This is a genomic window from Shewanella decolorationis S12, assembly GCF_000485795.1.
GTDB lineage: Bacteria > Pseudomonadota > Gammaproteobacteria > Enterobacterales > Shewanellaceae > Shewanella > Shewanella decolorationis.
In genome coordinates, this window is record NZ_AXZL01000073.1 from 44,127 (window position 1) to 70,816 (window position 26,690).

Genomic DNA, 26,690 nt, shown 5'->3' on the forward strand with positions numbered 1-26,690 from the left:
TGAACAATAGATAGCGGCTTAATAACTATTAAACAATTTATATTGTTGGTTGCTTTTTGAACTGGCATGTGTTCTCAACACTACGGTTGATGAGTACACCAGATAGGGCACTGTTGCACCAGTGACCTTCTAAAACATGGATGTTTTAGTAGAGCCTACAGGGATGTATGCACGGCGTGTCACTGGGGTAACAGTGCTAAAGCCTGCGGCAGGCAATGAGTTGCATCATCACTTTACAGCGATATTGTTGCTAGTTCGCAATGCAAAACGAACCAGCAACATCGGGTGTGGGGTGAAGCCCCACGACTTTAACACTTTATTCAAACGAAGTTTGAAAGTTTAAGCCCTGCGGGTGATTGCAGATCCCAATCACTCGGGATCATAATCCAACACTGGCGCCAGCCACTTCTCCGTCTCGGCGACTGTCATCCCCTTACGCTTAGCGTAATCCTCCACTTGATCGCGACCAATATTACTCACGCCAAAGTAGCGGGATTTCGGGTGGGCAAAGTACCAGCCGGATACCGCGGCGGTGGGGAACATGGCGTAGCTTTCGGTAATGTTTAAGCCAATGGTTTCATTCGGCTTTAACAGTTCCCACAACAGGCCTTTTTCGGTGTGATCCGGGCAGGCGGGGTAACCCGGTGCGGGGCGGATCCCTTTGTATTTCTCACGAATTAAGGCTTCGTTATCGAGCTGCTCATCGGCGGCATAACCCCAGAATTCCTTACGTACGCGCTCGTGCATCCGCTCGGCAAAGGCTTCGGCTAAACGGTCGGCTAAACACTTGAGCATAATGGCGTTGTAGTCATCGTGGTTGGCCTCAAAGCGGGCGATATGCTCGTCGATACCATGGCCAGCGGTCACCGCAAAGCCACCCATATAGTCGGCAACGCCACTGTCTTTTGGCGCCACAAAGTCGGCCAGACAGAAGTTATCGTTACCTACCCGCTCAAGCTGCATCCGCAGGTGATGGGTGGTCATTTCGACTTCGGTGCGAGTCTCGTCGGTATAGAGCTCAATATCATCGAAGCCGACGGTATTGGCGGGGAATAACCCAATCACGCCCTTGGCGGTGAGCCATTTTTCATCGATGATTTTTGTAAGCATCGCCTGACCATCGGCGAACAGCTTTTGCGCCTCAACGCCCACTACTTTGTCGGTTAAGATCTCGGGGTAATGACCGTGCAGCTCCCACGCGCGGAAGAAGGGCGTCCAGTCGATACGGTCAACTAAATCGGTTAATGGATAATCATCAAATACTTGGCGACCCAGCACATTAGGTTTGAACGGGGTGTAGTTTGCCCAGTCGTGCTGGCAGCGGTTTTCGCGGGCAGCCTCCAGCGAGACGATTTCCTTACGCTTGGTTTGCGATAAACGCTTAATGCGCATCTCTTCGTATTCGGCGTAGGTCTCATCGATAGTCGCTTGGCGAGTTTCGTTACTCACTAGCTTGCTGACCATAGGCACGGCGCGTGAGGCGTCGGCAATGTAAATCGCGCCATGGGGATAATGGGGCGCAATCTTCACCGCGGTATGGATTTTCGAGCAGGTGGCGCCGCCGATAATCGCTGGAATGGTAAGGCCTTCACGGTGGAAGGTTTTCACATTGTGCACCATCTCATCGAGGCTTGGGGTAATCAGCCCAGACATGCCGATAATATCGATATTGTGCTCTTTCACTGCCTCGAGAATGCGCTCTACCGACACCATCACGCCTAAATCGAACACCTCAAAGCCGTTACAGGCGAGCACCACGCCGACAATATTCTTGCCGATATCGTGCACATCGCCCTTCACCGTGACCATCAAAATTCTGCCGTTAGATTGGCCTTCGACCTTTTCTTGCTCGATAAAGGGGTTGAGGTAGGCTACGGCCTTTTTCATCACCCGCGCCGATTTCACCACCTGTGGCAGGAACATTTTGCCCGAGCCAAACAGGTCGCCGACAATATTCATACCGTCCATCAGCGGGCCTTCGATCACATCCAAAGGGCGTGAGGCAAGTTGGCGAGCCGCTTCAGTATCTTCGTCGATAAATTCGGTTATGCCTTTGACCAGCGCATGGGCGAGACGTTGATTAACCGGCCATGAGCGCCATTCTAAGTCTTCTTTCTTGGCGGCACTTGAGCCATCGCCACGGAATTTTTCAGCAATCTCAAGCAATTGCTCGGTGTTGTTTGAGTCTTCAACTGGGCAGGGCAGGTTGAGCACCACGTTCTCGACCTTATCCTTAAGCTCGGGGTCGATATCATCGTAAATCGCTAATTGGCCCGCGTTGACGATACCCATGTCCATGCCGACTTTAATCGCGTGGTACAGGAATACCGCGTGAATCGCCTCACGCACAGGATTGTTACCGCGGAAGGAGAACGACACGTTCGACACCCCGCCGGAAATCATCGCGTGGGGCAGGGTGGCCTTAATCTCTTTAATGGCTTCAATAAAATCGACGGCATAGTTATCGTGCTCATCGATACCCGTGGCAATGGCAAAGATATTCGGGTCGAAGATAATGTCTTCGGGTGGAAAACCCACCTTATCGACCAGTACGCGGTAGGCGCGGGTACAGATCTCGACTTTGCGCGCCTTAGTGTCGGCTTGGCCTTGCTCGTCGAACGCCATAATAATGGCCGCGGCGCCGTAGCGTTTCACTAGGGTTGCCTGCTCGATAAACTTCTCTTCGCCTTCCTTCAAGGAGATAGAGTTCACAATCCCCTTGCCTTGAATACATTTGAGGCCCGCTTCAATCACCTCCCACTTAGAGGAGTCGATCATAATCGGCACGCGGCTGATATCCGGCTCAGAGGCGATAAGATTTAAGAACTTATGCATCACCTCCACGCCATCGAGCATGCCTTCGTCCATGTTGATGTCGATGATCTGCGCGCCGCTTTCTACCTGTTCACGGGCGACATCGAGCGCCTGCTCGAACTTACCTTCTTTGATCAGTTTTAAAAACTTGGCCGAGCCAGTGACGTTGGTACGTTCTCCCACGTTCACAAACAGGGTTTGGGCGTCGATAGTGAGCGGTTCCAAACCCGATAGACGGCAGGCGACGGGGATCTCGGGTAACACGCGCGGTGCAAAGGGCTCCACGGCTTCGCGAATGACTTTAATATGCTCGGGCGTGCTACCACAGCAGCCGCCGATAATGTTGAGCATGCCTTCACGGGCCCATTCTTGGATAACGCTCGCCATATCCTCTGGGGTTTCATCGTAACCGCCAAACTCGTTTGGTAGACCCGCGTTAGGGTGCGCCGAGACATAACACTCGGCGATGCGTGACAGTTCTTCGACGTAGGGGCGCAGCTCTTTTGGCCCAAGGGCGCAGTTAAGGCCGATAGATAAGGGCTTGATATGGCGAAGGGAGTTATAAAAGGCTTCGGTGGTTTGTCCGGTCAGGGTTCGGCCCGAGGCATCGGTAATGGTGCCTGAGATCATAACCGGCAAACGCGCTGGAGAGTTTGGCCCAAAGAGTTCATCGAACACGGTTTCGATGGCAAATAAGGCGGCCTTAGCGTTTAAGGTATCGAAAATGGTCTCGACCATAATGATATCGGCGCCGCCCTCAATTAAGGCGCGGGTCGATTCGCAGTAAGCGGTCACTAACTCATCGAAATGGATATTGCGATATCCTGGATCGTTAACATCTGGGCTGATAGAGCAAGTGCGGTTAGTGGGCCCTAACACACCGGCGACATAACGTGGCTTACCCGTGGCTTGCTCGATTTCATCACAGGCCTCACGGGCGAGGCGCGCGCCTTCGCGGTTAATTTCGGCGGACAGCGACTGCATATCGTAGTCGGCCATGGCGATAGTGGTGGCGTTAAAGGTATTGGTTTCAATAATATCCGCACCGGCTAATAGGTAGTCGGTGTGAATTTGTTTGATAATATGTGGCTGAGTTAGGACCAACAGGTCGTTATTACCCTTTACATCGGTATGCCAATCCTTGAAGCGCTCGCCACGATAATCGGCTTCTTCCAGCTTGTAGCCTTGGATCATCGTGCCCATGGCGCCGTCTAAAATCAGAATGCGCTTTGACAAATGGTTGCGAATGTCTGCCAGTGTTTGACTGGCTCGATTGGGTGATATCGCCATAAAATGATTACCTTTACTACAGCTAAGTTGAGTCCAAAAATATGCAATTTTGCGGCAAATTGCATTTTATTATTGAATGTCGTTCGTTATGCTTTGGACATTTATACGTATAGACGTCCATAATACGCGACATCGGATTGTCAGGGCAAGGTGAAAGTCATTAGGAGCGAGAATCTAGAATCTAGGCTTTGGTTCCTAGCACCTAGATTCTAGGCCCTAAGTTTTTAAAGGCATATATGAAACAAGTTCGCTTATTACTGTTGCGCCACGGGGAATGTGAAGGTGGGGCGATTTTGCGGGGCCGAGTCGACGTGCCTTTGAGTGACAAGGGCTGGCGGCAGATGTCGGCGGCGGTGGCGGCGCAGACAGCTGTGTGCCACGGCATTTATAGCTCGACCTCAAAGCGCTGCGCCGAGTTTGCCAAGGCCTTTGCGGCTGAGCTGCATTCGAGTGCGTCAGTAGGCATAAGTTTAGATGCGCCCGCGCCTTTGCCGCTCAAGGTCAACCTGCTAGAGGAGTTACAGGAAATAGCCTTTGGCGATTGGGATGGCTGCCTGCTGGATGACTTATATCAACACGATGGCGAGCGGATGGCGGCCTATTGGCAGAATCCCTGGGAGGTGACGCCGCCCAATGGTGAGACTATGGCAAGTTTCGAGGCCCGTATCGATGGTGCGATAGAAAGTATTTTAGATAAAGAGTTTGGCCTTCTGGCTATGGATGATGAACAGGCCCATGGGGAGTTTAATGCTAGTGCTCCTGCGGCCAATATTTGGGTGGTGACCCACGGCGGGGTTATTCGCCACTTGATGTCAAGGGCGCTAGGGGCGGTGAAAACCTTAGGTTTTTACAGTCAGCTCGCCTTACCCGTGGCGGCGGTGGTGACCATCAATATCCTCGAGGATGAACAAGGCAAAAGATACTGGCGTTTAGATTGGCCATCGGGCCACTGTGAGTAGCTTGCAAGCATCAGTCACCGACATGATGAAAATTTTCTGATTTAAACAGCATTGCCTAATGAGCAAGATATAGGATAATGCTTTTCCCTGACGTTTGAGTTAGATAGCGTGCTCTGTACGTTTAACTCAAAGGTCGCAGAAATAGGTGTTAGGAATTTTGTGCAATTGAGTGCTATTGCTTAAGGGCAACAGTGTTTAAGCGCGCCGGATAACCCAAACATAATAGGGAATCGGGGAGCTGCCCGTCAGTAGCCCGAACTGTACCCGCAACTGTGAGTAGTTAAAAGAAGTACCTAGAACCTTCTTTTCTACAAGTCAGGATACCTGCCTATTTCTGTTTTCGCTGCGTGCAGCCTTAGTTCTCGAGCGGGTAACTCGAGGGAGCAGAAGATGACATTTATCAGTTTTGTCCTGTTGGCCCAAGTGGCAGCAGGCTTAAATCACACCAATCAATATCCATGTGGGAGCAATCGTTAGTGATGCATACCACATCGAGTCTTGCGCCAATAGCACCCGCTACTGCTTATGCTAATACGGCACTTAAGGTCAGCCAATTGAGCTGGGCGATTGAGGGAAAAACCATTCTCTCGGAGATTAGCTTTGCCCTGCCGCAGGGGGAGATGCTCGGGCTGATAGGCCCCAACGGCGCGGGTAAATCCAGTCTGCTGCGCTGTTTATACCGCTTTATTCGCCCTGCTAAAGGTCATATCAGCTTGTTTTCGCAGGATATCAGCGAGCTGTCGCCCAAGGCGTTTGCCTGTAAAGTGGCTGTGGTACAGCAGGATACACCGCAATATTTCGACATGACCACAGAGCAATTGGTTGCCATGGGACTCACGCCACACAAGGGGATGTTCGATACCAATTCCAGCGGCGACGGTGAAAAAATTGCTAAGGCGCTGGAAAAGGTAGGCCTTAGTCATAAAGTGCATCAACAATACGATCGTTTATCGGGTGGCGAGAAGCAACGCGCCCTGATCGCCCGCGCTATAGTGCAGCAGCCGCAACTGTTGATTTTAGATGAGCCGACAAACCACCTCGATATCCGCTATCAAATTCAAATCTTAGAGCTAGTGCGCAGCCTTGGGATCAGCGTGATCGCCTCGATTCACGATCTTAATTTAGCCAGCGCCCTGTGCGACCACTTATTGCTGCTGGACAAGGGGCAGGTGAGCGCCATGGGCACACCGAGCCAAGTATTAACCGAGGAACGTATCGCCGAAGTCTTTGGGGTATGCGCCCAAGTGACGCCCCATCCACAGCATGGTAACCCATTGATTAATTACTTTTATGGTTATCAAAAGCCACAGGGAGTTGCGGCGGATGAAGTTCATTCCCATACGCATCAGAAGCAAGGGGGTCATCCGTGACTCATTCCTGCCACAGCGCAAACGCGCAAAATGAGAGCGTAGAGAATGCGCCATGATAGACACACTTAAACTGGTAACCATGAATTTATTAACCCAAATATTAACGCCGCTTACGCGCCAGCAATGGCTGATTTTAGGCTTGGTGGGCTTTGCTTTATTGACGCCAATTGCAGCGGCTAGTTTTGGCGCGGCCAATATTGGCTTTTTAGATGTTCTGCACGTGTTTATTAGTAAATTCAATTACTTTTTTGCCAGTGATGAGGCAGCCCGCACTAGCAGTATGACTGAGCGAATCGTCATGGAATTAAGGCTGCCACGGATTTTACTCGCCTTTGTGGCGGGCGCAGGGCTGTCCTTGGCGGGCAGTGTGCTACAAACTGTGACCCGCAACCCCCTTGCCGATCCTTATTTGTTCGGCATTAGCTCTGGTGCCTCTTTTGGCGCCGTGGTGATGCTGACCCTGTTTACGGGTTCTGGTCTTTTTGATAATGCGGGCGTGATAGCCAATTCGGGGATTTTTAGCGGTTCGGGGACTTTTGCTGGCTTGTTATGGTTTAGCTTACCCTTCGGTGCCTTTATTGGCGCCAGTCTGTCGGTATTAATTGTGCTGGCATTAGCTGGGTTAGGCCTTAAGAGCCAAGTGGAGCGCATGTTGCTCTCTGGGGTAGCCACCTCTTTTATGTTTAGCGCCTTAACCAGTTTATTGCTGTACTTTGCCAGCCCGCAGGCTACCGCTTCGGTATTGTTTTGGAGCTTAGGCAGTTTTGCTAAGGCCAGTTGGTCATTGCTGGTGTTGCCATCCTTGGTGGTGCTGGTGAGCTTTATGATTATTCTCGGTTGGAAACGCCAAATCATGGCGTTGCAGGCGGGGGATGAAACGGCCCACACCTTAGGGGTCAATGTGCCTAAGCTGCGCCTCAATATGCTGCTACTCTGCTCGCTTATCACTGCAATCTTAGTCGCTACTTGTGGCGGTATTGGCTTTGTCGGCTTGATGATCCCACACACTGTGCGTTTGTTGTTCCCCGGTCGGCAGCCTATCTTTCTGACGGCGCTGGTGGGCGGTTTGTTTATGGTGTGGATTGATGTACTCGCCCGATGTTTACTTGGTAATCAAGAATTACCCGTAGGGATTATCACTGCCGCGATTGGTAGCTTCTTCTTTTTGCTGATTTTGCGTCGGCGCAAGTTATCGAGCTAATTGTTTTATGCAGATCATCAAAATGAGTACTTAGTGCGTATAGCAAATCGCTGCCGAATGCGTCGTAGTGGTTATCTTAGAATGTGTTATGAGCAGCGGATCTATCATTGGATCCGAAATTGCCACTGGAGTGTGAATGTCTCAATCTGTCCCGTTATTTCAAATCGAGCCTGTGAGTAAAGCGCAGGATCAACTCATCCAGCAAAAGATCGATCTTAAAACTAAGCCGCCCGGCGCTCTGGGGCAGTTAGAGTCCTTGGCACTGCAAATTGCCCGCATTCAAGGGGCCAAACAGTTGCAGATTATAAAACCGACTATGCTGGTATTTGCTGGAGACCATGGGATTGCCGCCGAAGGCGTGTCGATTGCCCCGAGTGAAGTTACGCGGCAAATGGTGCAAAACTTTGCCCATGGCGGCGCGGCCATCAATGTGTTTTGCCGTCAGTTAGGCTTCAATCTCGAAGTGATTGATTGCGGCATTTTAACCCCTGTTGAGGGTGTCGAAGGCATTATCGACCAACGCCTTGGCGCTGGAACTGGCGCGATTCATTTGGAGCCTGCCATGACGTTAGCCTGTGTGGATAAGGGCTTTGCCATGGCGCAGGCGTTAATCGAACGTCACTATCAAGCGGGCTGTAATTTGGTTGCCTTTGGCGAGATGGGCATAGGTAATACTTCGTCAGCGGCGGCGATTATGGCGGCCATTATGCAACTCGATGTAGCCGACTGTGTTGGCCGTGGTACGGGCATCAATAGCGAAACCCTAGAGCGTAAACAGATGCTTATCGAACTCGCACTGCTATTACATCAGAGTGCGATGACAGGGCCTAAGCAAGTGCTGGCCTGTTTGGGTGGCTTTGAAATTGTGCAAATGACGGGGGCCATGCTCGCCGCCGCCGAGCGCAAGATGCTGGTCGTGGTGGATGGTTTTATTGCGACCGCGGCGGCTTTGGTTGCCGTGACGATCAACGCGAATGTGCGGGATTATTTGATTTTTGCCCACCGATCCGAGGAGCAAGGTCATCAGCGCATGTTGGAACATTTAAAAGCTAAGCCCTTGTTATCTTTAGGGTTGAGATTAGGCGAAGGTACGGGCGCCGCCTTGGCATTACCGTTAATTCAAGCCGCAGTAAATTTTTACAATCAAATGGCGAGTTTTAGTGATGCGGGGATTGAGGCTGTTGTATGATGTGCGCTGCTAAGTGGCTTATTTAAAATAATAACTTTTAGCAGACCTTTTTAATCTTAAACCTTGCAGCAAGTGTTAATTCACTAAGGATGCTTTATGTCAGAACGCGAAAGCTGGCACAAAGAGATAGATTTGTTTTTAGTGGCCATGGGCTATTTTACCCGCATTCCTATGCCAAAATGGGTTGAGGTCGATGCCGACAAACTCAATAAAGCCAGCCGTTACTTTGGGTTAGTGGGCCTGCTGGTGGGGCTGCTCTGTGCCATCGTGTTTTGGCTCACCCAAAACTGGTTGCCCGCCGGCGTGTCCGTACTGTTGTCTATGGTCACTGGTGTGCTGCTAACGGGTGGTTTTCACGAAGACGGCTTAGCCGATACCTTCGATGGTTTCGGTGGTGGTTGGACGGCGGAAGACAAGCTGCGGATCATGAAAGACTCTCGTCTGGGGAGCTACGGCGCCTTGGCTTTGATGCTCGTGCTGATGCTCAAGTGGCAATTATTAGTGGAACTTGCGCTGTATGACCCCGTGGTTGCAGGCTCGGCGATGATAGTCGCCCATACTGTGAGCCGCGTAGTTGCCGCTAGCCTTATCTTTACCGAGAAATATGTGCGCGACGATGAGTCCAGTAAATCCAAGCCGTTAGCACAGCATCAAGGCATTAATGAGCTGTTTATTTTGATCGCCAGCGGCGTGTTAGTGCTGCTAGTGCTTAAGGGCATTGCCGCGTTGTCGCTGCTGTTGGTGATGATAGGTCTGCGCCGTTTGATTGTAGTGATCTTTAGACGCCAAATCGGCGGCTACACAGGCGATACCTTAGGCGCGGCGCAGCAGATCTGCGAAATCGTCTGTTATTTCGTGCTGCTCGTTGTGGGTAGCATACTGTGATTCATTTAGTGCTAGGCGGCGCGCGTAGCGGCAAGAGCCGTTACGGCGAAGCCTTAGTGCGCCAGTATACCGCCCTCGGATTCGATGCCTGCTATCTGGCGACCGCACAGGCGCTTGATGCCGAAATGAGCAGTCGCATTCGTTTACACCAGGATGGACGTGCCAAGGATGATATCGACTGGCAACTCGTCGAAGAACCCTTGGCATTAACCGCCAAGCTCAAACACTTAGCTAAATCCGGCCGAGTGATTCTGGTGGATTGTTTAACGCTCTGGCTCACCAATCAATTACTTGCACAAAGTCCTGATGCCGAGCCCGCTTCAACGGAATCGGACTTTGCATTGGATTTTGCCAGTTCTCGCCATGAGCCTTTAGAGCACTGGCGGCAGCAACGCGCCGATTTTATCCAGACTTTAAACACCCTTGAGGGCGTGGTGATTTTAATCAGCAATGAGGTCGGCTCTGGCATTGTGCCCTTGGGTGAATTGAGTCGTCAGTTTGTTGATGAAGCGGGGTGGTTAAATCAGGCGGTTGCCGAGGTGGCGGATCATGTGACCTTAGTGGTGGCGGGTCTGCCACTGGTGCTTAAATCGAGTTAAGACAAAGTATTATCGACGCATTCTTTGTGAGGGGGCGAACCGATTCCCCTTTAGTCTATATTCCTCTGTTGAGTGATGTTCTTGCCCATGAATTCAAATAACGCCTCTAATCCTACTTCAGCCTTGGTGCAAAACCAGTTTCAAGGTGTTGTAAGCCAAAGCGAAGCTCAGCATTCGGGCGCAAAAGTGCTTATGGTGCAGGGGACCACCTCGGATGCGGGTAAAAGTACGTTAGTGGCAGGGATTTGCCGATTGCTCGCCCGTGAAGGCGTTAAGGTCGCGCCTTTTAAGCCACAGAATATGGCGCTCAACAGCGCCGTCACCATTGATGGTGGCGAGATTGGCCGCGCTCAGGCGCTGCAAGCCGCAGCCTGTTTTCTCGCGCCGCACACGGATTTTAACCCAATTCTGCTGAAGCCGAGCTCGGACACGGGCGCGCAGATCATAGTGCACGGCAAAGCCTTAACCACCTTAGAGGCCTCGGCCTTTTTCGGAGAAAAATCTAAGGATTATAAAGCCATGGCGCTAAATGCCGTGCTGGAATCCTTTGCGCGTTTAGGGCTGCAATACCAAACGATTGTGGTTGAAGGGGCGGGAAGCCCGGCGGAAATCAATCTGCGCGAAGGTGATATCGCCAATATGGGCTTTGCCGAGGCGGTCGACTGCCCAGTGATCATCATTGCCGATATCGATAAAGGCGGGGTGTTTGCCCATTTGGTGGGCACTTTAGCGCTGCTGTCGCCCTCTGAGCAGGCTAGGGTAAAAGGCTTTGTGATCAATCGCTTTCGTGGCGATATCAGCCTGCTACAGTCTGGTCTCGATTGGCTCGAGGCACATACGCAAAAGCCCGTTTTGGGCGTGTTGCCCTATTTGCATGATTTGCATTTAGACGCCGAGGATTCGCTTATCGAATCGCCCACTAAGCAGGCAAAAAGCCGTTTTAAGGTGCGGGTATTAGTGTATCCCCGCACCAGTAATCATACGGATTTTGATCCGCTTAGACTGCATCCCGATATCGATTTTGATTATGTATCGCTCCTGACTCAGGCCTCAGCTCAGACGCAGGATATTGCCGCCGATCTGCTGATTTTGCCCGGCAGTAAGAATGTTCGAGCGGACTTGGCTTTTTTACGCGAGCAAGGTTGGGACAAACAAATTGCCAAGCATCTACGCTACGGCGGTAAGCTGCTGGGGATTTGCGGCGGCTATCAAATGCTGGGTGAAAGCATTGCCGATCCCATGGGGATTGAGGACACGCTCGGCGTGAGCCAAGGGCTGGGATATTTACCCATTAGCACCGAATTTAAAGCTGAAAAACAGTTACGTAGGGTCACAGGCCATTTAGCGCTGCAAGGGCAACAAGTGGAAGTGAAGGGCTATGAGATCCACTGCGGTGACTCCCAATACCTTAACCTAAGTACCGCGGTAAACTCTGCCCCACTATGGCTGAAAACTGAGAATAGCCAGCAGGCTAACCCCTTTGCCGATGGCTGTTTAAGTGACGACGGGCAAGTGCTCGGTAGCTATTTACATGGGCTATTCGACAGCCCTGAGGCCTGTCAGCTAGTCCTTAATTGGGCGGGGTTGGAAAATGCTCAAGCGATTGATATCAATGAAATTCGCGAACAACAGATAGATCGTTTGGCCGATGTATTAGCCGAGCATCTCGATATACAAAAACTTGCGTCCATTATAAATGCATAAGAATTAGCAGTAGGAAGAACAGAAGATCATGACAACAGAGAACGAAAAACAGCTCGACAATGAGCAAGTGCAAATCAAGGCCGAACGCCACAAGGCGCGCCAACAAAAACTCAAAGCGGGTGTTGATGCAAAAATTGCCGCCGCTCAGGATGAAAAGGGCATTTTGTTAGTCCTAACGGGCAATGGCAAAGGTAAGTCGACCTCAGGTTTTGGCACGGTTGCCCGCGCGGTGGGCCATGGCAAAAAAGCGGCGGTAGTGCAATTTATCAAGGGCACATGGGAATGCGGTGAACGTAATCTGCTTGAAGGTGCGGGCGTGGCCTTTCATGTAATGGGCACCGGCTTTACCTGGGAAACCCAAGACAGAGAAAAGGACACAGCTGCCGCTCTGGTGGCGTGGGAAGCCGCCGAAGCCTTACTGCAAGACGAGAGCATTGATTGCGTGATGCTCGATGAGCTGACCTATATGGTGAGCTATCACTATCTTGATGTGGAGCGAGTACTGACTGCACTTAAAAATCGTCCACCCATGCAGCATGTGATTATCACTGGCCGCGCTTGCCACCGCGCGATTATCGAACTGGCGGATACGGTTAGCGAAGTGCAGCCGATTAAACATGCCTTCGAAGCGGGCATTAAAGCGCAGCCGGGATTCGACTATTAAGCAGAGCGTGTGTCGCTATAACCATAAAGCGACATTTCCTATACCCATATGGGGCAGAGATAAAATGGCGGCCATGCCGCCAACGGTCACTGTTGCAACAATGCCATCTTAACGACTATTGAACTGTTCATTAGGCTAAGAGCTCATGCCCCATTCCGTGTTTCGGCTCGTTAGCTCAACCGAAAATTCCCACACCTGCTGCGATACATATTCTTATCTATTTGCCTATGTTTGGCCTTACCAGAAATCGGCTAAGAATGTATGAGTATACAGTCGTATTAAAATTTAGGTGTTTTGGTATGATTTTTAGACAAAATCAGTGCGCACAAATTCCATCCGCAATAAATAAAACTCTATAAAATCAGGTGAATATAGTAACTGAATTTTAGTTAATAGGTTTGGAAAACTCGCATGCGCGTTTTCCTGATGGTGTATTTAGCAGAAAGCTGATAAGTTCTTTGCATACAGATAGTTAACTGTGCGCGTTTTCACTGGTCTAACGAGGTAAACGCGCATGCGCACGAATAAAATGTTATGAGTAAGTATGGGCATCAAGCTACCGCCAGACCAATTAGCCCTATATAAGAGAATTGATGAGATTCTCTACCACGATTGGGATCCTATAGGAGTGTCTGGTCTTGGAGGGCCTGCCGATGAGTATTATGGATATCTCCCGCAGGTATTTAAGCGTGCTCTTTACGCTGATGATCCGCAAGAGATAGCGGAGTATCTTACATGGGTGACAGTTGAACGAATGGGTGTGAGCCCTGCAAAGGAACATGATTTGAAGATCGCCAGCCAAATCCTTGCTAGCAAAAGAGAACTAATCCATGGCAAATGAGCACCTTTCTCATAACAAGTCAAACAACTACGCGCCTGCGGCGCCGGTTTTTGAGGCGTTAAGGCTCCAATGATCATCGAGCAAAGAATCAAAGAAATATTTGGTGAAAGGGCTTTTGAAAGGCCAATTTTTTACACCAATCCGGGCGGTCTAAGATTTGAACTATCTGAAGGTGGGGATTGGCTTGAACAGTTCGAGCTCGCTTATAAAAAGGCGCTAGAGATATGCTCAACTATCTTTGATGATGAAATTGTTGTGTGCATTCGTATCTTTGGTAAAGAATCATTGATGTCCGTTTTGTCTGTTTTAAAAGAATTGAGGCATATCGGCTTATATCCTTCTATGAAGAAGGAGCACTGGAAAGAGAAAAACGAGGATGATCCAGAGTGGGCGACAGATGGAGATGAATATTGGCACACTGTCGCTTTCGCTCTGCCATATAATGCCTTGAATAAATTGTTGTGGTGTAGCTTGGCTTGCGACCAGGGAATAAAGCCCTGCCCGCCGGCTGAGTATTACTTGTTCGATCTTAAGAAATCTATTGAGGTATGGCCGTATGATGATCGGGGCATGGATGTAGTTGGTCCCAATCACAGCCTTCTAACTGAGCTTTACAACAAGTTTTCTAACTATCTACTTGATTACGATCGGGAGGCAATGGATGCTAGTTTCCAGAAAATGCCTTAACAAAGTGGTCAAGTTCACTTCGGCCCTGCGCGGGACACCCAAAGCTTCGCTTTGTGTGCCCCTTACCACGGCGTTAACCCATAGATATTTTTATCCGAAGCCGATGCGTTAGAGTTAAGACTTTAACTCGAATTTGTCCATTTGCTTTTAACGTACATATCGCAAATGGGTAGTTAAAATTGGCATTGGGGCACCAGTGACCGTTGGCGACATGGATGTCGCCGTCGAGCCTATAGGGATATATTCACGGCGAGTCACTGGGGAAACAATGACAATAAACTCCATAAATAGATACAAAGATTAATCGCTTTTGTCCCAAAGCATGCTTCGTATTTTTTTAAAACTTAAAGACTACGCTAATGCTAAACAAGTGAGCCATGGTGATTAGCGAGACGACCGTCCGCCCCATGGCCGCTCTTTGGCATCCATGCCACCGCGGCATTCGTGAATCCATTCACATCAGACGGGGCGGTCGAGCATCCAAGGAAGGACTTGAACAACATCCCTGTTTAACGGCCTGTTCGCCATCCATGGCTCTCGTTCATAAGCTTAGAAATCCTAGATTTCTATTCACCGTGTCGTTGAGCAAATACCATGGTTCGCCCTTAAATATGGTCTGTATTCAATAACCATGCAATGATATTCGTCTTCCAATATTTAACGCTCTTCTTGTCCCAAAGCATGCTTTGTATTTCTTTAAAACTTACAGACTACGCTAATGTCAAACAGGTGAGCCATGGTAATTTCAAGAGTATAAAAGGACTATTTCAATGAGCTAGCTCGCGCCCTTATTGCCATAAAAAACGCCACCTTTCGGTGGCGTTTGCTTATAGATAAACCTAAAACAGAGGATTACTCATCATCGGCTTTATATTCGACATAGGCTTCGCCTTGGCTTAACCAGGCTGGCGCGGGTTTACCTTTAAGATAATGGTCGAAGTATTCCATCATGCGAATGCTGTAATCGAGCTTATTAGGGTATTTCTTCAGATGATGGGGTTCATCTTCATATTGTAAAAACACCACATCTTTACCCGCACGGCGCATCGCCAAGTACATTTCAACACCCTGCTCCCAAGGCACCGCATCGTCTTTATCGCCAAACATGATCATCAGCGGCGTTTGAATGCGATCGGCATAGAAGACTGGCGAGTTCTCAATATACTTTTGCGGCGCAGCAAAGAGGCTTTCACCTATACGACTCTGACCGGTTTCGTATTGAAATTGGCGCGCAAGCCCAGTGCCATGGCGAATACCGCTGTAAGCACTGGTCATGTTGGCCACTGGGGCACCCGCCACTGCGGCTTTAAACATCTTGGTTTGAGTGATGGCAAACGCCGTTTGATAACCGCTCCAAGAATGCCCTTGTAAGCCAATGGCGTTAGCATCGGCAACACCCATCTCGATAAGCTTTTGCACACCCGAGGTCAGTGCTTGAACCGAACTGGCACCGGGGTAACCGATATCGAAACGAATATCCGGCAAGAATACCGCATAACCGTTATTCACATACCAAGCAAAGTTTGGTCTGTGGTTGACCTTCATTTGCGGGAAGGCATGTAGCCTGTCAGTCATAAAGCGATAGTAATAAACCAGCACAGGATAACGCTCGCCCGCTTGATAGTTAGTCGGTTTAATCAACACACCATCGAGCGGCTTGCCATCGCCATTGGTCCAATGCACTAATTCGGCTTGGCTCCAATTAAAGGCTTGGCGCTGCTTATCTAAATCGGTTTGCTTCACGGCATTTTGCGGGGCCTGATAGCTTGCGGTATACAAGTCAGGGAACAGATCGAAGCGCTCCTTAGAGAACACTAAGGTATCCGCATCTTTACTGCGTCCAAGCACTGTTAATTTATACTCGCCTTCCATCAAAGTCTTAACGCCCGCTTCGCCTAAGGTCGCTTGATAAAAACCATCGGCTTTAGTCTTGTCGCTGTAACCATGCAGCAGCACAGTGGCGTTGTAGGCCAGTGTGGTTGGCTCATCGGGATTATCAACTAAGCCTTCAACACGATATTGAATTTTTTGAGCGCGTCCCTGCCCTGCGGTTAAGGCAAATCCACTTTTCGATGCGGTATTAAACTGCCATACATCGTATTTGTCGTAGACGAGGAAACCTGCATCGTCCTTAAGCCAAGGGCCAAAACCATAACCCGGCGCATTGGAAGGATAATCATGGTCTTCATCGGCAAAACTCACCTTTAAAGACTTAGTCAGATTGGTGCGACGACCTTCGGCAATATCGTATAAATACACATTACCTTGCTGATAATAGGCAACATATTTGCCGTCGCCCGATAAGCTCGGCTCAGCATCACTTGGTTGTTGGGTTAACAGCGGCAACTTGCGCCCGGTGTTGATATCCACCAAGTAATAGTCTTGATAAAAACCCGCCCAAGTGATCATCTTGCGATAGGGCAAGTCTGAGCTTGCCAACATATAACGCTTGTGCTGTGACAGGGTCACATCTGGCACCGTTTTATCGCCAAGCTGCACCACATTGTTTGATCCTAAATGCAGCACGGCTAAGTAAGTGCGCTTTTGCTCTTTATCATATTGCTTGATTTCATGGGGTTTAATCCGCGGATCGTCCCCATGCCAGACCTTAAGCCCACGTAGGCCTGTGACTATCTCTTTGTCGTAAAGATCTTTTTCTTCTGTAATTTTCTTCAGGCTGAGCTGCTGGCTCACCTCGGGCACACGGCCAAAGAAGAGTCGCTCACTGTCTAATGAAAAGTTTAAACTGGCGTAACGATTTAACGTCCACTCTTTGGTGTTTGGCACGGGGCGAATTTTGCCCGAAGCGATATCAACTAGGCTTAACTGATAACTGCGGCCATAGGGTAATTCACTCGCATCACCTTGAGTAAAGGCCAGCCAGTGACCATTTTTTGAAAGTGCTAGCGCGCCAATTTGTTGGGTTTGAGATTCAAATGCCGTTGATTTTTTGTAGTCTTTCAAATCAATCAGTTGCAGTTGGTGCTGTTTCGCCTCGATATCATTGACCGCAACAGCCAAGCGGCGACTGTCTTTATCAAACTGATAGGCGGTCACATGCTCCAGATCCACCCGTTGCGAAGGCGAAGAGAGATTCACTAAGCTAAAACGACGGCCTTGGTCGAACTTATCGACTTTCACCTTCTCGGCTTTGGGCTTATCATCGGCACCTTCGGTTTTCTCTTTGGCGTCTTTCTTGGCCTCTTCGTCGGCTTCATACCAAATGGCTAAATGCGCGCCATCGTCGCTAAAGACAAATTCCTTTACCCGTTCAAATTTGGTTTGCGAGCCCGTTTCAGTGTCGAGCAGCACCATATCAGCCTTAAGTTTTTTCTTGGCTTTAGCATCACTGGTTTCAACTTTAAGCAAGCTAGGCTTAACGGCCATAGCCACATAACGGCCAGTATGACTCACGATAGGGTCTGAGCCGCCTTCAATCTGAAAGTCTTTTCCTGATTGCAGGTTTTTAATTAAACCATGACTATCGCCACGATCCGGCGCCACCTCTACCGCTAGCACTTGACCATTGTCAGCGATAACGGGCTTTTCAAGGGACTCAAACTTCATTATGTCGGTCAGGGTAAGGGGTTTAGTGCTAGTTTCAGCATGGGCATGCGGCAATATTCCGAGGGATAACAGCACTAGCGATGTGATAGGTAATAACTTCAATGTCTTCCTCTTTTATGTAGTTGTTAGACTAAAGTAGACTTTTTTAACCATTGGCTCTCCATCATCGTTATAACCCAGTATTTTTACAAGTTTTACCCAATAAAAAATCGTGATATTGCTCACTATTTCCTGTGAAGTTTGACCAAAGACGGTTAAAATAATAGTGAGAAAAAACACCAAATTCATAGTCATGTTACCCGGCTAATACCGGGTCTGACGATTGCAGTAACGACGAACCGTGGAAGGACTTCTCCATGTCAAAAAGAACGATAACCGTAATTCCAGGTGATGGAATTGGCCCAAGTATTATTGATTCAGCCTTAAAAATTCTCGATAAAGCAGGTTGTGATTTTGAATATGAATTTGCCGATGCCGGCTTAACTGCTCTCGAGAAGCAAGGCGAACTACTTCCGCAGCGTACTTTAGAACTGATCGAAAAAAACCGCATCACCCTGAAAGGCCCGCTAACTACACCAGTAGGCGAAGGTTTTACCTCTATCAACGTGACATTACGTAAGAAATTCGGCCTGTACGCGAACGTACGTCCAGTGTTGTCTTTTAAAGGCACTCAAGCCCGTTATGAAAACATTGATATCATCACAGTGCGTGAAAACACCGAAGGCATGTACTCAGGCCACGGTCAAAAAGTGTCTGAAGACGGCACCACTGCTGAAGCGACCAGTATCGTCACTCGCCAAGGCGCAGAACAAATCGCGACATTCGCCTACGAACTGGCCCGCAAAGAAAACCGTAAGAAAGTCACTATCGTGCACAAAGCAAACATCATGAAGTCAACTTCAGGTCTGTTCCTGAAAGTGGCCCGTGAAGTGAGTCAACGCTACCCAGACATCAAAACCGAAGAAATGATTGTCGATGCGACTTGCATGAAGCTAGTGATGAACCCAGAAAACTTCGACGTTATCGTGACCACCAACCTGTTCGGTGACATTCTGTCGGATCTGTGTGCTGGTTTAGTCGGTGGTTTAGGTATGGCACCCGGCGCCAACATTGGCCGTGATGCAGCGATTTTCGAAGCGGTTCACGGCAGCGCGCCAGATATCGCAGGTAAAAACCTCGCGAACCCAACCTCAGTGATCTTAGCCTCTATCCAAATGCTGGAATACTTAGGCATGGCCGATAAAGCCGATTTGATCCGTAAAGCCGTATCGGCAGTGATTGAAGAAGGCGACCGTACGACTCGCGATTTAGGCGGCACCCACGGTACGACTGACTTCACTCAAGCGGTGCTTGACCGTCTGTCATAATCGCTTTTGCGCGAAACAAAAAACGCACCTTGGGGTGCGTTTTTTTATGGCCGCTATTTAGCGGGACAGCCAAATAAAAAGCCCCAAGCATGACTTGGGGCTTCTTCACTCACTAACAGAACGCTAAAAACCGCTGATTAGTTCCAAGCCTGGCTCGGTCTAATCCACAGGTGCACAGTCACTTCATCACGGTCATGGTATAAATGCTTACACTGTAACTGGAATTCGTTGATGCCGTTTTCCTTGAGGATTTCCTGCATGGTATTCAAAATCGCCATCACTTCTTTATAACGGCTCTTCATCGGCAGCTTGAGATTGAAAATCGCTTCTTTAAACCAGCCATTGATGGCCCAAGCTTCAATCAGCTCAGCCACGCGCGCAGGTTTTTCAACCATGTCGCACACTAACCAATAAATGTTTTTACGCTGTGGCTCGAAGCGGAAACCATCCTCGCGGAAATGTTTCACTTGTCCGGTTTCCATCAGCTTTTCATTCATTGGGCCATTATCGACCGCGGAGACCATCATGCCACGACGCACCAATTGATAGGTCCAGCCGCCAGGGCAAGCACCTAGGTCCACCGCATTCATGCCACTGCGAACCCGCACTTCTTGCTCTTCTTTAGGTACAAACTGCGCGAAGGCTTCATCGAGTTTCAAGCTTGAGCGGCTCGGCGCATCGGCAGCCATTTTCAGGCGCGGGATCCCCATAAAATAGGGCGAGCTGTTGTTGCTGAAGGAATAACCTACGTAGGCGCGACCTGGGCCGATAAAACACACGTGGATAATCGGACGCTTAGGATTTTCTTGCGCGAGTAAACTGCCGGATTTTTTCAAATGCTGGCGCAAAGGCACGGTAAACTTACGGCAAAATGCCGATAGCTCTTTGGCTTCGTTGGTATCTGGGGTTTCAACCCTCAGCTCACCCGCTTTACTCACCTCACTGAGCGCAGCCACAATCGGGCTGACACGGTCAGACTCGGGTAAATCCGCCAGCAGCTCACTTGCGGCAAACATCTGACGGGCAAAAATCAGTGAATCTAACGGCAGTTGCTTCACTAAGGTATCGCCGCCGTCTTCTTCAAAACATTGATATACCACGTAGGCATCGTTGTTGTTGGCCTTAACAAAGCCACCCACATTGAGCTCGGCGGCTCGCTGTTGGATTTCTGCTGCGCATTCTTTCTCATAGCCTGCACGGCAAAATAAAAATAGGTTTTTCATGGAGATCCTTAAGAAATCCAAGCCATAAACATGGCCGACTATCGATTTGGGCGCCAGTATAGCAATTTCAATACACAAAAGCCCGATTTGCTATCGGGCTTTTGTGTTATTGGCAGCATGAACGCACGGCGCAGTGGCTACGCCACACAAGTATTATGACTCGTTGCCATCCACCACTTTATGGCGCCATACGGCCGCGGCCAGCAATAACCAACCTAATAAGAAACAGCCACCGCCCATTGGGGTAATAGGGCCTAACCACTTGCTACCGACTAGCGCTAAACCGTAGAGCGAGCCAGAAAACAACACTATGCCCGCCATAAACAGGTACGCCGCCCAGTCCAGCAAACGCGAGGTTAACCACTGCCCGGCAAAGGCCACGGCAATCAGCGCAAAGGTATGATAGAAGTGATATTGCACGCCTAGATTAAACACATCAATCAGCTCAGGCGGTGCGACAGCCTTGAGTCCATGGGCACCAAAAGCGCCTAGCGCAACCGCAAAAAATCCGCTTACCGCGGCGAGTAATAACAATCCTTTACGCATTTTTACCTCCAAAAACCAATAGGCTTTACGACGGATGACGCTCAAGCCGTTAATCCAGACTCTGAGCGCTTTACGCCATATCAAGAAAAAACATTAGCCAATAAATTTTGCTGATAAATCAACAGCCAATGCAAGGTTAGCCGCTTCGGTCGTGCCTGACGACTTTCTTGGGACAAAACTATGATCCCCATCGGCTAAGTATGCAATTTGAATATTACTGTTAAGCGGCCAGCTAGGGATTTGCATCTTACCGCCAAACTTATCCCGTTCCCCTTGGAGCACTAACACCGGCACTTGGCAGTCGTTTAGGGGTTCTAACCTAGGTTCACCGCCCTTTAGCGGAATAAAGGGATAACCTAAACAAATGACTCTGTCGATATGGCTCGCTTGCACACTATCGCAGGCCAGTAACGCCGCCATGCGTCCGCCCATGGATTTGCCCATCAAGACCACACGCTTAACCTCAGGCTGAGCATGTGCCACATCGAGCATCTCGCTAAAACAGGTAAGTAACTTTGGCGCTCTATCAGGTGGGCGCTTTTTACCATCCACGGCATTGGCCTGCATATAGGGAAAGTTAAAGCGCATCACTTGAAAACCATTTGCGACAAGACCTGCTGCCATTTGGCACATAAAGTCTGAATCTCGATTCGCCCCAGCACCGTGGGCAAATAAAATCAAGGTCTCTGATGGCTCACCTTCTAACACATAGGCACTAGGCACCACATCCTCGTTGACCAAAGGATTATCCGGGCAACAACTCACTGCGTGACTCCTCGGCAAACATATCTAACATCCACTCACGGAACGCGACCACTTTACCCAGCTCGGCATGATTCTGTTGGCAGACGAGGTAATAGGCATCTTTGCTCACTAACACTTCTTGGAATGGGCACACCAGTCGACCCGCCTTAATATCGGGGCGAGCGAGTACGCTATAACCTAACGCCACACCTTGGCCGTGGGCAGCCGCCTGCAAAACGAGGGAAGAGTGACTAAAAATCGGCCCTTGGTTGACGTTGATATCGTGAATGCCACATTGTCTAAACCAGGCCTGCCAATCGTGACGGCTCATATCGTGCAGCAACGTGTGGTGTTTTAAATCTTCCGGCTTAGACAAGGGCTTAGGACCGTTTAACAGCATGGGCGAACATACGGGGATCAGCACTTCATTACGGAGTTTATCGGCGCGAAGCCCTGGCCAATTGCCTAAACCATAATAAATGGCAACGTCGACATCGTCGGTTAAAGAGCTGGCCTCTGTGTCTACTGCCTTAATTCGTACGTCAATATCGGGATTTTTTTCACTAAACTTCGACAGGCGCGGCACCAGCCACTGAATAGCAAAGCTTGGCGACATGCTCACGGTCAACGAACCAATGGCGCTACGTGCAAGTAGCCTGTCGGTCGCATCCGCCAGTTGAGTGAAGATATCTTTAATATCGAGAAAATAGCTCTGGCCTTCTTCGGTCAGTAGCAGTGATCGATTCTTTCGGCGAAATAATTTTAATCCGAGAAAATCTTCCAGCGCTTTAATTTGGTGACTCACCGCAGCCTGAGTCACAAACAATTCTTCAGCCGCTCGAGTAAAGCTCAAATGCCGTGCGGCGGCCTCAAATGCTTTAACCGCATTCAGTGGTGGTAAGCGTCTTGACATAGTGATCTCTATCTCAATTTTTAATTAGTTTTTCTAATCCGTATTGTTACATTTAATCGTTTGTAAAGGCCAGCGTTTTTGATTAAATTTTGCGCCAACGAAACACATGAGTTGGACAATCTCGAACGGGTGATGGGAATGTCTGACAGCAATACTTTGTCAGCCCGGAGGCGACTATGTTCAATTTAAAATCTGCTTTTGCATTAGTGTTAGTCAGCGCACTCAGTGCCAATGTCAGCGCAAATGTTATCGATGCAGAAATTATCATCGACACCAGTGATTTACAGGCAAGCATCAATGCTGAACTGACTGCGACGATGGAAAAAATGCATGAAGAAGCGCTGCAGGATCCTACCTTATTGCTTGCCGATGAAATGTTACCGGCCCAGCAAGTGGTCAAGACCGAATAAATTGCACTGCTTATCCGTAAAATAAAAGCCGCATTCCAATGCGGCTTTTTTGTATTCGTTTACCTGCGAATCGGCGTATTAAGGCCAAAGTTGATGTTTGGCCTTAGCTCGCGTTTTACTGGCTATCGCTTAAGGGCGGTAAACCTTAACATTGTGATAACCTTGCTCAATCAGGTATAGCGCCTGTAATTTACTCATCACCCCACGCTCGCAGTACAACAGGTAAGTCTTCTGCTTATCGAGATCGGCAAATTGAGTCGCTAATTTGAAGAAAGGAATGCGCTTGATTTCCACGCCTTCAATCTCCAGCGGCTTGTTCTCTTCTTCCTCTGGGGCGCGAATATCAATCACCACTTCATTGGTGTCGATAGCAACAACGGTTTCAGTTTCAGTGATACGCGTATTCATTTGTTCTGCTATCTCCCTGATATCAATGGCCACGGCCTGCTCAACGATACGGTCAATCAAGTCCTCAGAGAATTTGGTCTCCTCAGCCTCAATCTTGGCCAGTACCGCCTTCACGGTTGGCTTTTGCGAAATCACGCCGCAATATTCGGGCATAGATTTAGCAAAATCTTCGGTGCCGATACGGCGGCATTCGTTGATGATATCCTGCTTGTCCATGGCGATCAGCGGGCGCAGGATCAGCATATCGGTGCAGCGGTCAATCACGTTCAAGTTAGTTAAGGTTTGGCTCGATACTTGGCCTAAACTCTCACCAGTCACAATCGCCTGAATGCCCATACGTTCAGCAATACGCGCCGCGGTGCGCATCATCATACGCTTGAGCACCACGCCCATTTGACCGTTGTCGATTTTCTCTAAAATCTCGGCCACCACAGGCTCGAACGGCACAGACACAAACTTCACCTTGTGGGATTCACCATAGGTTTTCCACAAATGGTAAGCGACTTGTTTCACGCCAATTTCATGCTGCGCGCCACCGAGGTTGAAGAAGCAGTAATGGGTACGAGCGCCCTTCTTAATAAATTGGTAGCTCGACACGCCTGAGTCAAAACCGCCCGAAATCAAGGACAATACATCTTCCTGCGTCGCCATAGGGAAGCCGCCTAAGCCTTCGATACGCTTAGTCACCATATACAGTTTATCACCCTCGATTTCGAGGTTAACTGTCACTTCTGGGTTCTTCAAACGCACGCCAATCGCATCGGTAAATTGGTTTAAGCCACCACCGACATAACGCTCGACTTCGATAGAGTTAAAATCGTGTGAGCCAGTGCGTTTGACGCGCACACAGAAGGTTTTACCGGCAATTTGATCACGGTAAACGGGTAAGACTTGCTGGTAGATATCGTCGACTGAGGTAAAGCTGTATTCATCCACTTGCACCACATGGGCAATCCCAGGAATACAGGCTAAACGCTCACCAAAGGCCTGAGCTAATTCAGGTTTATCATTTGGCACCTTTACCCAAATACGGTCCCATTGACGTTGCACTTTGGCATCTTCATCAACTTTTTTGAGCACGTTACGGATGTTGGTTTCAAGCATTTTGGTGAAGCGCATGCGCACGGGCTTGCTCTTCATCATGATTTCTGGGTACAGCTTTACAATAAACTTCATGGGATTTCCGCGGGCAATTTTGTAAACAGCAAAATTGGTTAAAAGAATAATCGCCGGATTATAACAAACTCACGGCGATTGGCGCACCTGTTTCCACACACGGACTGCTGGTGGCGTGCGCTTATGCACAAGTCAAAAAAATCACATAGAAAAACGCCGTGAAACATTCACGGCGTTTTATTCAAGCTTAACGCTAATTCCCTACTTGAATTTCCTGAGATTCTTTTGCCTTACCCTGCTCAATAGCAATCTCAACGCGGCGATTTCGCGCGCGGTTTTCAGGTGAGTCATTAGGCACGATGGGATTATTCGACGCCATCCCGACTACTTTCATCCGCTTGGGATCGAAGCCCTTCACTTGCAGCAGCACATCGGCCACCGCCACTGCGCGTTTGCTCGAGAGATCCCAGTTCGAACTGTAGAGCTCATCACTTATCTGCATATCATCGGTGTAACCTGAAACAGTGATAATCCCCGGCACATCTTTTAGCAATTCGCCGACCGAGCGCACCACAGGTTTAAATCGCGGTTGCAGGAACCCCGAACCAGACGCAAATGACCCCTTTTCACGAATACGGATAATGATTTGCTGCCCAAGTGACTCGATTTCAATGGCGCCATCAGTGATCTCTTTATTGAGCTCCTGCGCCATTTTTTTCACTTGTTGATTAATTTTATCCTGCGCCGCCGCGGCTTCAGCTTTAACCGCATCCGCAGTTTCTTGGGCCGTAGCCGAGGCTTCACCGCCCCGCTGCGAACCATTTTGCTGCTGAGTCCCCCCCGCGCTATCGTCTTCACCCGCTTGGAAATCCAACGTGGGTTCGGTCATTTCGTTGGTTTGTTGGTTGATGATCTCAATTGGCGTGGGATCGGGACGACCAGGACGAAACTCCAACGCAATCACAGACGTCCCCTTAGGAATATCTTTGACTTCGACCTTATTTTGTACCCCGAAAGCATACTTCATCGAGCCTGCAATCTGCTTAAATTTCATCACGTCCATTTCGGAGAATGACAGCAGCAGCACGAAGAAACACATCAAGAGGGACATCAAATCGGCAAATGTTGCCAACCAGAGCGGCGCTCCGGGCGGTGGACAGTTGCACTTAGCCATGGGCTACTCTCCGTCCGTTGTATCGATTTTCCGCTGTTTTTCAGCAAGATAATTTTTTAAGAAACCTTCAATCACCCGCGGATTTTGGCCATCTTGAATGGCTAATACCGCATCCATAATCAGATTGCGGTTAAGCATCTCTTCGCCCATACGCAAGCTCAATTTATCGGCAATAGGAATAGCCACCATGTTAGCAACCACGGCGCCGTACAGCGTCGTTAACAAGGCCACCGCCATCGAAGGACCAATCGATTTAGGATCTGACATGTTGGATAACATGGCCACCAAGCCCACTAAGGTACCAATCATCCCCATCGCAGGGCCAACGTCACCAAAGGCCCTAAAAATCGCAATACCGTTGCGATGGCGCTCTTCGGTAAGGGCTATGTCTTTTTCAAGCGCGGCGCGCACCACTTCACCATCGTGACCGTCGACCAACATATCGACGGCTTTTTGCATAAAACTATTGGAAATTTGCGCTTCTTCGAGGGCTAGGAATCCGCCTTTACGGGCGGCATCGGCCATAGTAACAGATTGCTCAATGAGGTCTTCTGGCTTATCAATCTTAAACATAAAGGCTTTGACGGCGATTTTTACCGCACTCAAAAACTGTTTCAGATTGAATTTCATCATTACGACGAAAAATGAACCACCGAACACGATAAACACTGAGGGAACGTCGATAAAGATTGCCAGGCCGCCGCTGGTCATCATAGCCCAAAGGATAAAACCAAAGCCCCCGACTAGTCCTATAACTGTAGCTAAATCCACAACGGCTCCTCAATATTCGGTATAAACGACATCATACTGACTCTATTCGCAAAATAACACTAAATGTCACCCGCAGCAGGTTCACACTTTGGTCTTAACTCAAGTCTTATTTTATGATGTCGAAGGATGATTATAAGCATAATGCTATTATTGTCTTTTATCGGACAAGCACTAAGCAAGTTTAGCGGCAATTTCAATTTTCTGAAAAAAATTCAGCAACAAAGCGTGCTATCGAGCAAATATCCGTC

General features: G+C 49.1%; 21 protein-coding genes and 1 riboswitch. Of the genes, 12 read left to right on the forward strand and 9 right to left on the reverse strand.

Annotation, left to right across the window (positions count from 1 at the left end):
* Window positions 1-369: 369 nt before the first annotated feature.
* Window positions 370-4,104, reverse strand: a complete 3,735-nt coding sequence (gene metH / locus SHD_RS16085; protein ID WP_023268090.1) for a methionine synthase — start codon at window positions 4,102-4,104, stop codon at window positions 370-372.
* Between the two features lie 236 nt (window positions 4,105-4,340).
* Here metH and SHD_RS16090 point away from each other — a divergent pair, with 236 nt between their 5' ends.
* From SHD_RS16090 to SHD_RS22120, 10 genes are all read left to right on the forward strand, one after another.
* Window positions 4,341-5,063 carry a histidine phosphatase family protein gene (locus tag SHD_RS16090; RefSeq protein WP_023268091.1) on the forward strand — a complete coding sequence of 241 codons (723 nt, stop codon included), beginning with the start codon at window positions 4,341-4,343 and terminating at the stop codon, window positions 5,061-5,063.
* A 173-nt stretch (window positions 5,064-5,236) separates the two neighbouring features.
* A riboswitch (cobalamin riboswitch) is annotated at window positions 5,237-5,409 on the forward strand.
* Window positions 5,410-5,542: 133 nt separating this feature from the next.
* Window positions 5,543-6,433 (forward strand): ABC transporter ATP-binding protein, encoded by an 891-nt coding sequence (locus SHD_RS16095; RefSeq protein ID WP_052031064.1) that lies wholly within the window; start codon window positions 5,543-5,545, stop codon window positions 6,431-6,433.
* Between the two features lie 52 nt (window positions 6,434-6,485).
* Window positions 6,486-7,634 (forward strand): FecCD family ABC transporter permease, encoded by a 1,149-nt coding sequence (locus tag SHD_RS16100; protein ID WP_023268093.1) that lies wholly within the window; start codon window positions 6,486-6,488, stop codon window positions 7,632-7,634.
* A 136-nt stretch (window positions 7,635-7,770) separates the two neighbouring features.
* Window positions 7,771-8,823: a nicotinate-nucleotide--dimethylbenzimidazole phosphoribosyltransferase gene (gene cobT / locus SHD_RS16105; protein WP_023268094.1), complete on the forward strand. Its 1,053-nt coding sequence runs from the start codon at window positions 7,771-7,773 to the stop codon at window positions 8,821-8,823.
* A 96-nt stretch (window positions 8,824-8,919) separates the two neighbouring features.
* Window positions 8,920-9,708, forward strand: coding sequence for an adenosylcobinamide-GDP ribazoletransferase (locus SHD_RS16110; RefSeq protein WP_023268095.1), 789 nt, complete (start codon window positions 8,920-8,922; stop codon window positions 9,706-9,708).
* Complete coding sequence (gene cobU / locus SHD_RS16115) at window positions 9,705-10,307, forward strand: bifunctional adenosylcobinamide kinase/adenosylcobinamide-phosphate guanylyltransferase (RefSeq protein ID WP_023268096.1); 603 nt, start codon at window positions 9,705-9,707, stop codon at window positions 10,305-10,307. Before SHD_RS16110 ends, cobU begins: the two co-directional genes overlap by 4 nt.
* Before the next feature lie 87 nt (window positions 10,308-10,394).
* Complete coding sequence (locus tag SHD_RS16120) at window positions 10,395-12,011, forward strand: cobyric acid synthase (RefSeq protein ID WP_023268097.1); 1,617 nt, start codon at window positions 10,395-10,397, stop codon at window positions 12,009-12,011.
* A gap of 28 nt (window positions 12,012-12,039) precedes the next feature.
* Window positions 12,040-12,675, forward strand: coding sequence for a cob(I)yrinic acid a,c-diamide adenosyltransferase (cobO, locus tag SHD_RS16125; RefSeq protein WP_023268098.1), 636 nt, complete (start codon window positions 12,040-12,042; stop codon window positions 12,673-12,675).
* A gap of 544 nt (window positions 12,676-13,219) precedes the next feature.
* Window positions 13,220-13,516, forward strand: coding sequence for a hypothetical protein (locus tag SHD_RS16130; protein WP_023268099.1), 297 nt, complete (start codon window positions 13,220-13,222; stop codon window positions 13,514-13,516).
* A gap of 69 nt (window positions 13,517-13,585) precedes the next feature.
* A complete protein-coding gene (locus tag SHD_RS22120) occupies window positions 13,586-14,203 on the forward strand; it encodes a DUF3885 domain-containing protein (RefSeq protein ID WP_023268100.1) in 618 nt (205 codons plus the stop codon).
* Between the two features lie 852 nt (window positions 14,204-15,055).
* On the opposite strand, the gene SHD_RS16140 is transcribed toward SHD_RS22120, so the two are convergent.
* Complete coding sequence (locus SHD_RS16140) at window positions 15,056-17,872, reverse strand: S9 family peptidase (protein ID WP_039978554.1); 2,817 nt, start codon at window positions 17,870-17,872, stop codon at window positions 15,056-15,058.
* 254 nt (window positions 17,873-18,126) lie between these two features.
* On the opposite strand from SHD_RS16140, the gene SHD_RS16145 reads away from it, so the two are divergent.
* Window positions 18,127-19,137 (forward strand): isocitrate dehydrogenase, encoded by a 1,011-nt coding sequence (locus SHD_RS16145; RefSeq protein ID WP_011717756.1) that lies wholly within the window; start codon window positions 18,127-18,129, stop codon window positions 19,135-19,137.
* A 137-nt stretch (window positions 19,138-19,274) separates the two neighbouring features.
* Here SHD_RS16145 and rlmM read toward each other — a convergent pair whose 3' ends face one another.
* The 4 genes from rlmM to SHD_RS16165 form a co-directional block, all read right to left on the reverse strand.
* On the reverse strand, window positions 19,275-20,360 hold the full coding sequence (gene rlmM, locus SHD_RS16150; protein ID WP_011717757.1) for a 23S rRNA (cytidine(2498)-2'-O)-methyltransferase RlmM: 1,086 nt from the start codon (window positions 20,358-20,360) through the stop codon (window positions 19,275-19,277).
* A 153-nt stretch (window positions 20,361-20,513) separates the two neighbouring features.
* Window positions 20,514-20,906, reverse strand: coding sequence for a DUF423 domain-containing protein (locus SHD_RS16155; protein ID WP_011717758.1), 393 nt, complete (start codon window positions 20,904-20,906; stop codon window positions 20,514-20,516).
* Window positions 20,907-20,999: 93 nt separating this feature from the next.
* A complete protein-coding gene (locus SHD_RS16160; protein WP_023268105.1) occupies window positions 21,000-21,671 on the reverse strand; it encodes an alpha/beta fold hydrolase in 672 nt (223 codons plus the stop codon).
* Entirely contained in the window at window positions 21,652-22,563 is a 912-nt protein-coding gene (locus SHD_RS16165; RefSeq protein WP_023268106.1) for a transcriptional regulator GcvA, read from the reverse strand. The genes SHD_RS16160 and SHD_RS16165 overlap by 20 nt, the downstream gene beginning before the upstream one ends.
* Before the next feature lie 176 nt (window positions 22,564-22,739).
* On the opposite strand from SHD_RS16165, the gene SHD_RS16170 reads away from it, so the two are divergent.
* A complete protein-coding gene (locus SHD_RS16170; protein WP_023268107.1) occupies window positions 22,740-22,973 on the forward strand; it encodes a hypothetical protein in 234 nt (77 codons plus the stop codon).
* A 129-nt stretch (window positions 22,974-23,102) separates the two neighbouring features.
* On the opposite strand, the gene thiI is transcribed toward SHD_RS16170, so the two are convergent.
* From thiI to pomA, 3 genes are all read right to left on the reverse strand, one after another.
* Window positions 23,103-24,557 carry a tRNA uracil 4-sulfurtransferase ThiI gene (gene thiI / locus SHD_RS16175; protein ID WP_023268108.1) on the reverse strand — a complete coding sequence of 485 codons (1,455 nt, stop codon included), beginning with the start codon at window positions 24,555-24,557 and terminating at the stop codon, window positions 23,103-23,105.
* Window positions 24,558-24,750: 193 nt separating this feature from the next.
* A complete protein-coding gene (locus SHD_RS16180; RefSeq protein WP_023268109.1) occupies window positions 24,751-25,671 on the reverse strand; it encodes a flagellar motor protein MotB in 921 nt (306 codons plus the stop codon).
* 3 nt (window positions 25,672-25,674) lie between these two features.
* Complete coding sequence (gene pomA, locus SHD_RS16185) at window positions 25,675-26,442, reverse strand: flagellar motor protein PomA (protein WP_039978555.1); 768 nt, start codon at window positions 26,440-26,442, stop codon at window positions 25,675-25,677.
* Window positions 26,443-26,690 lie beyond the last annotated feature (248 nt).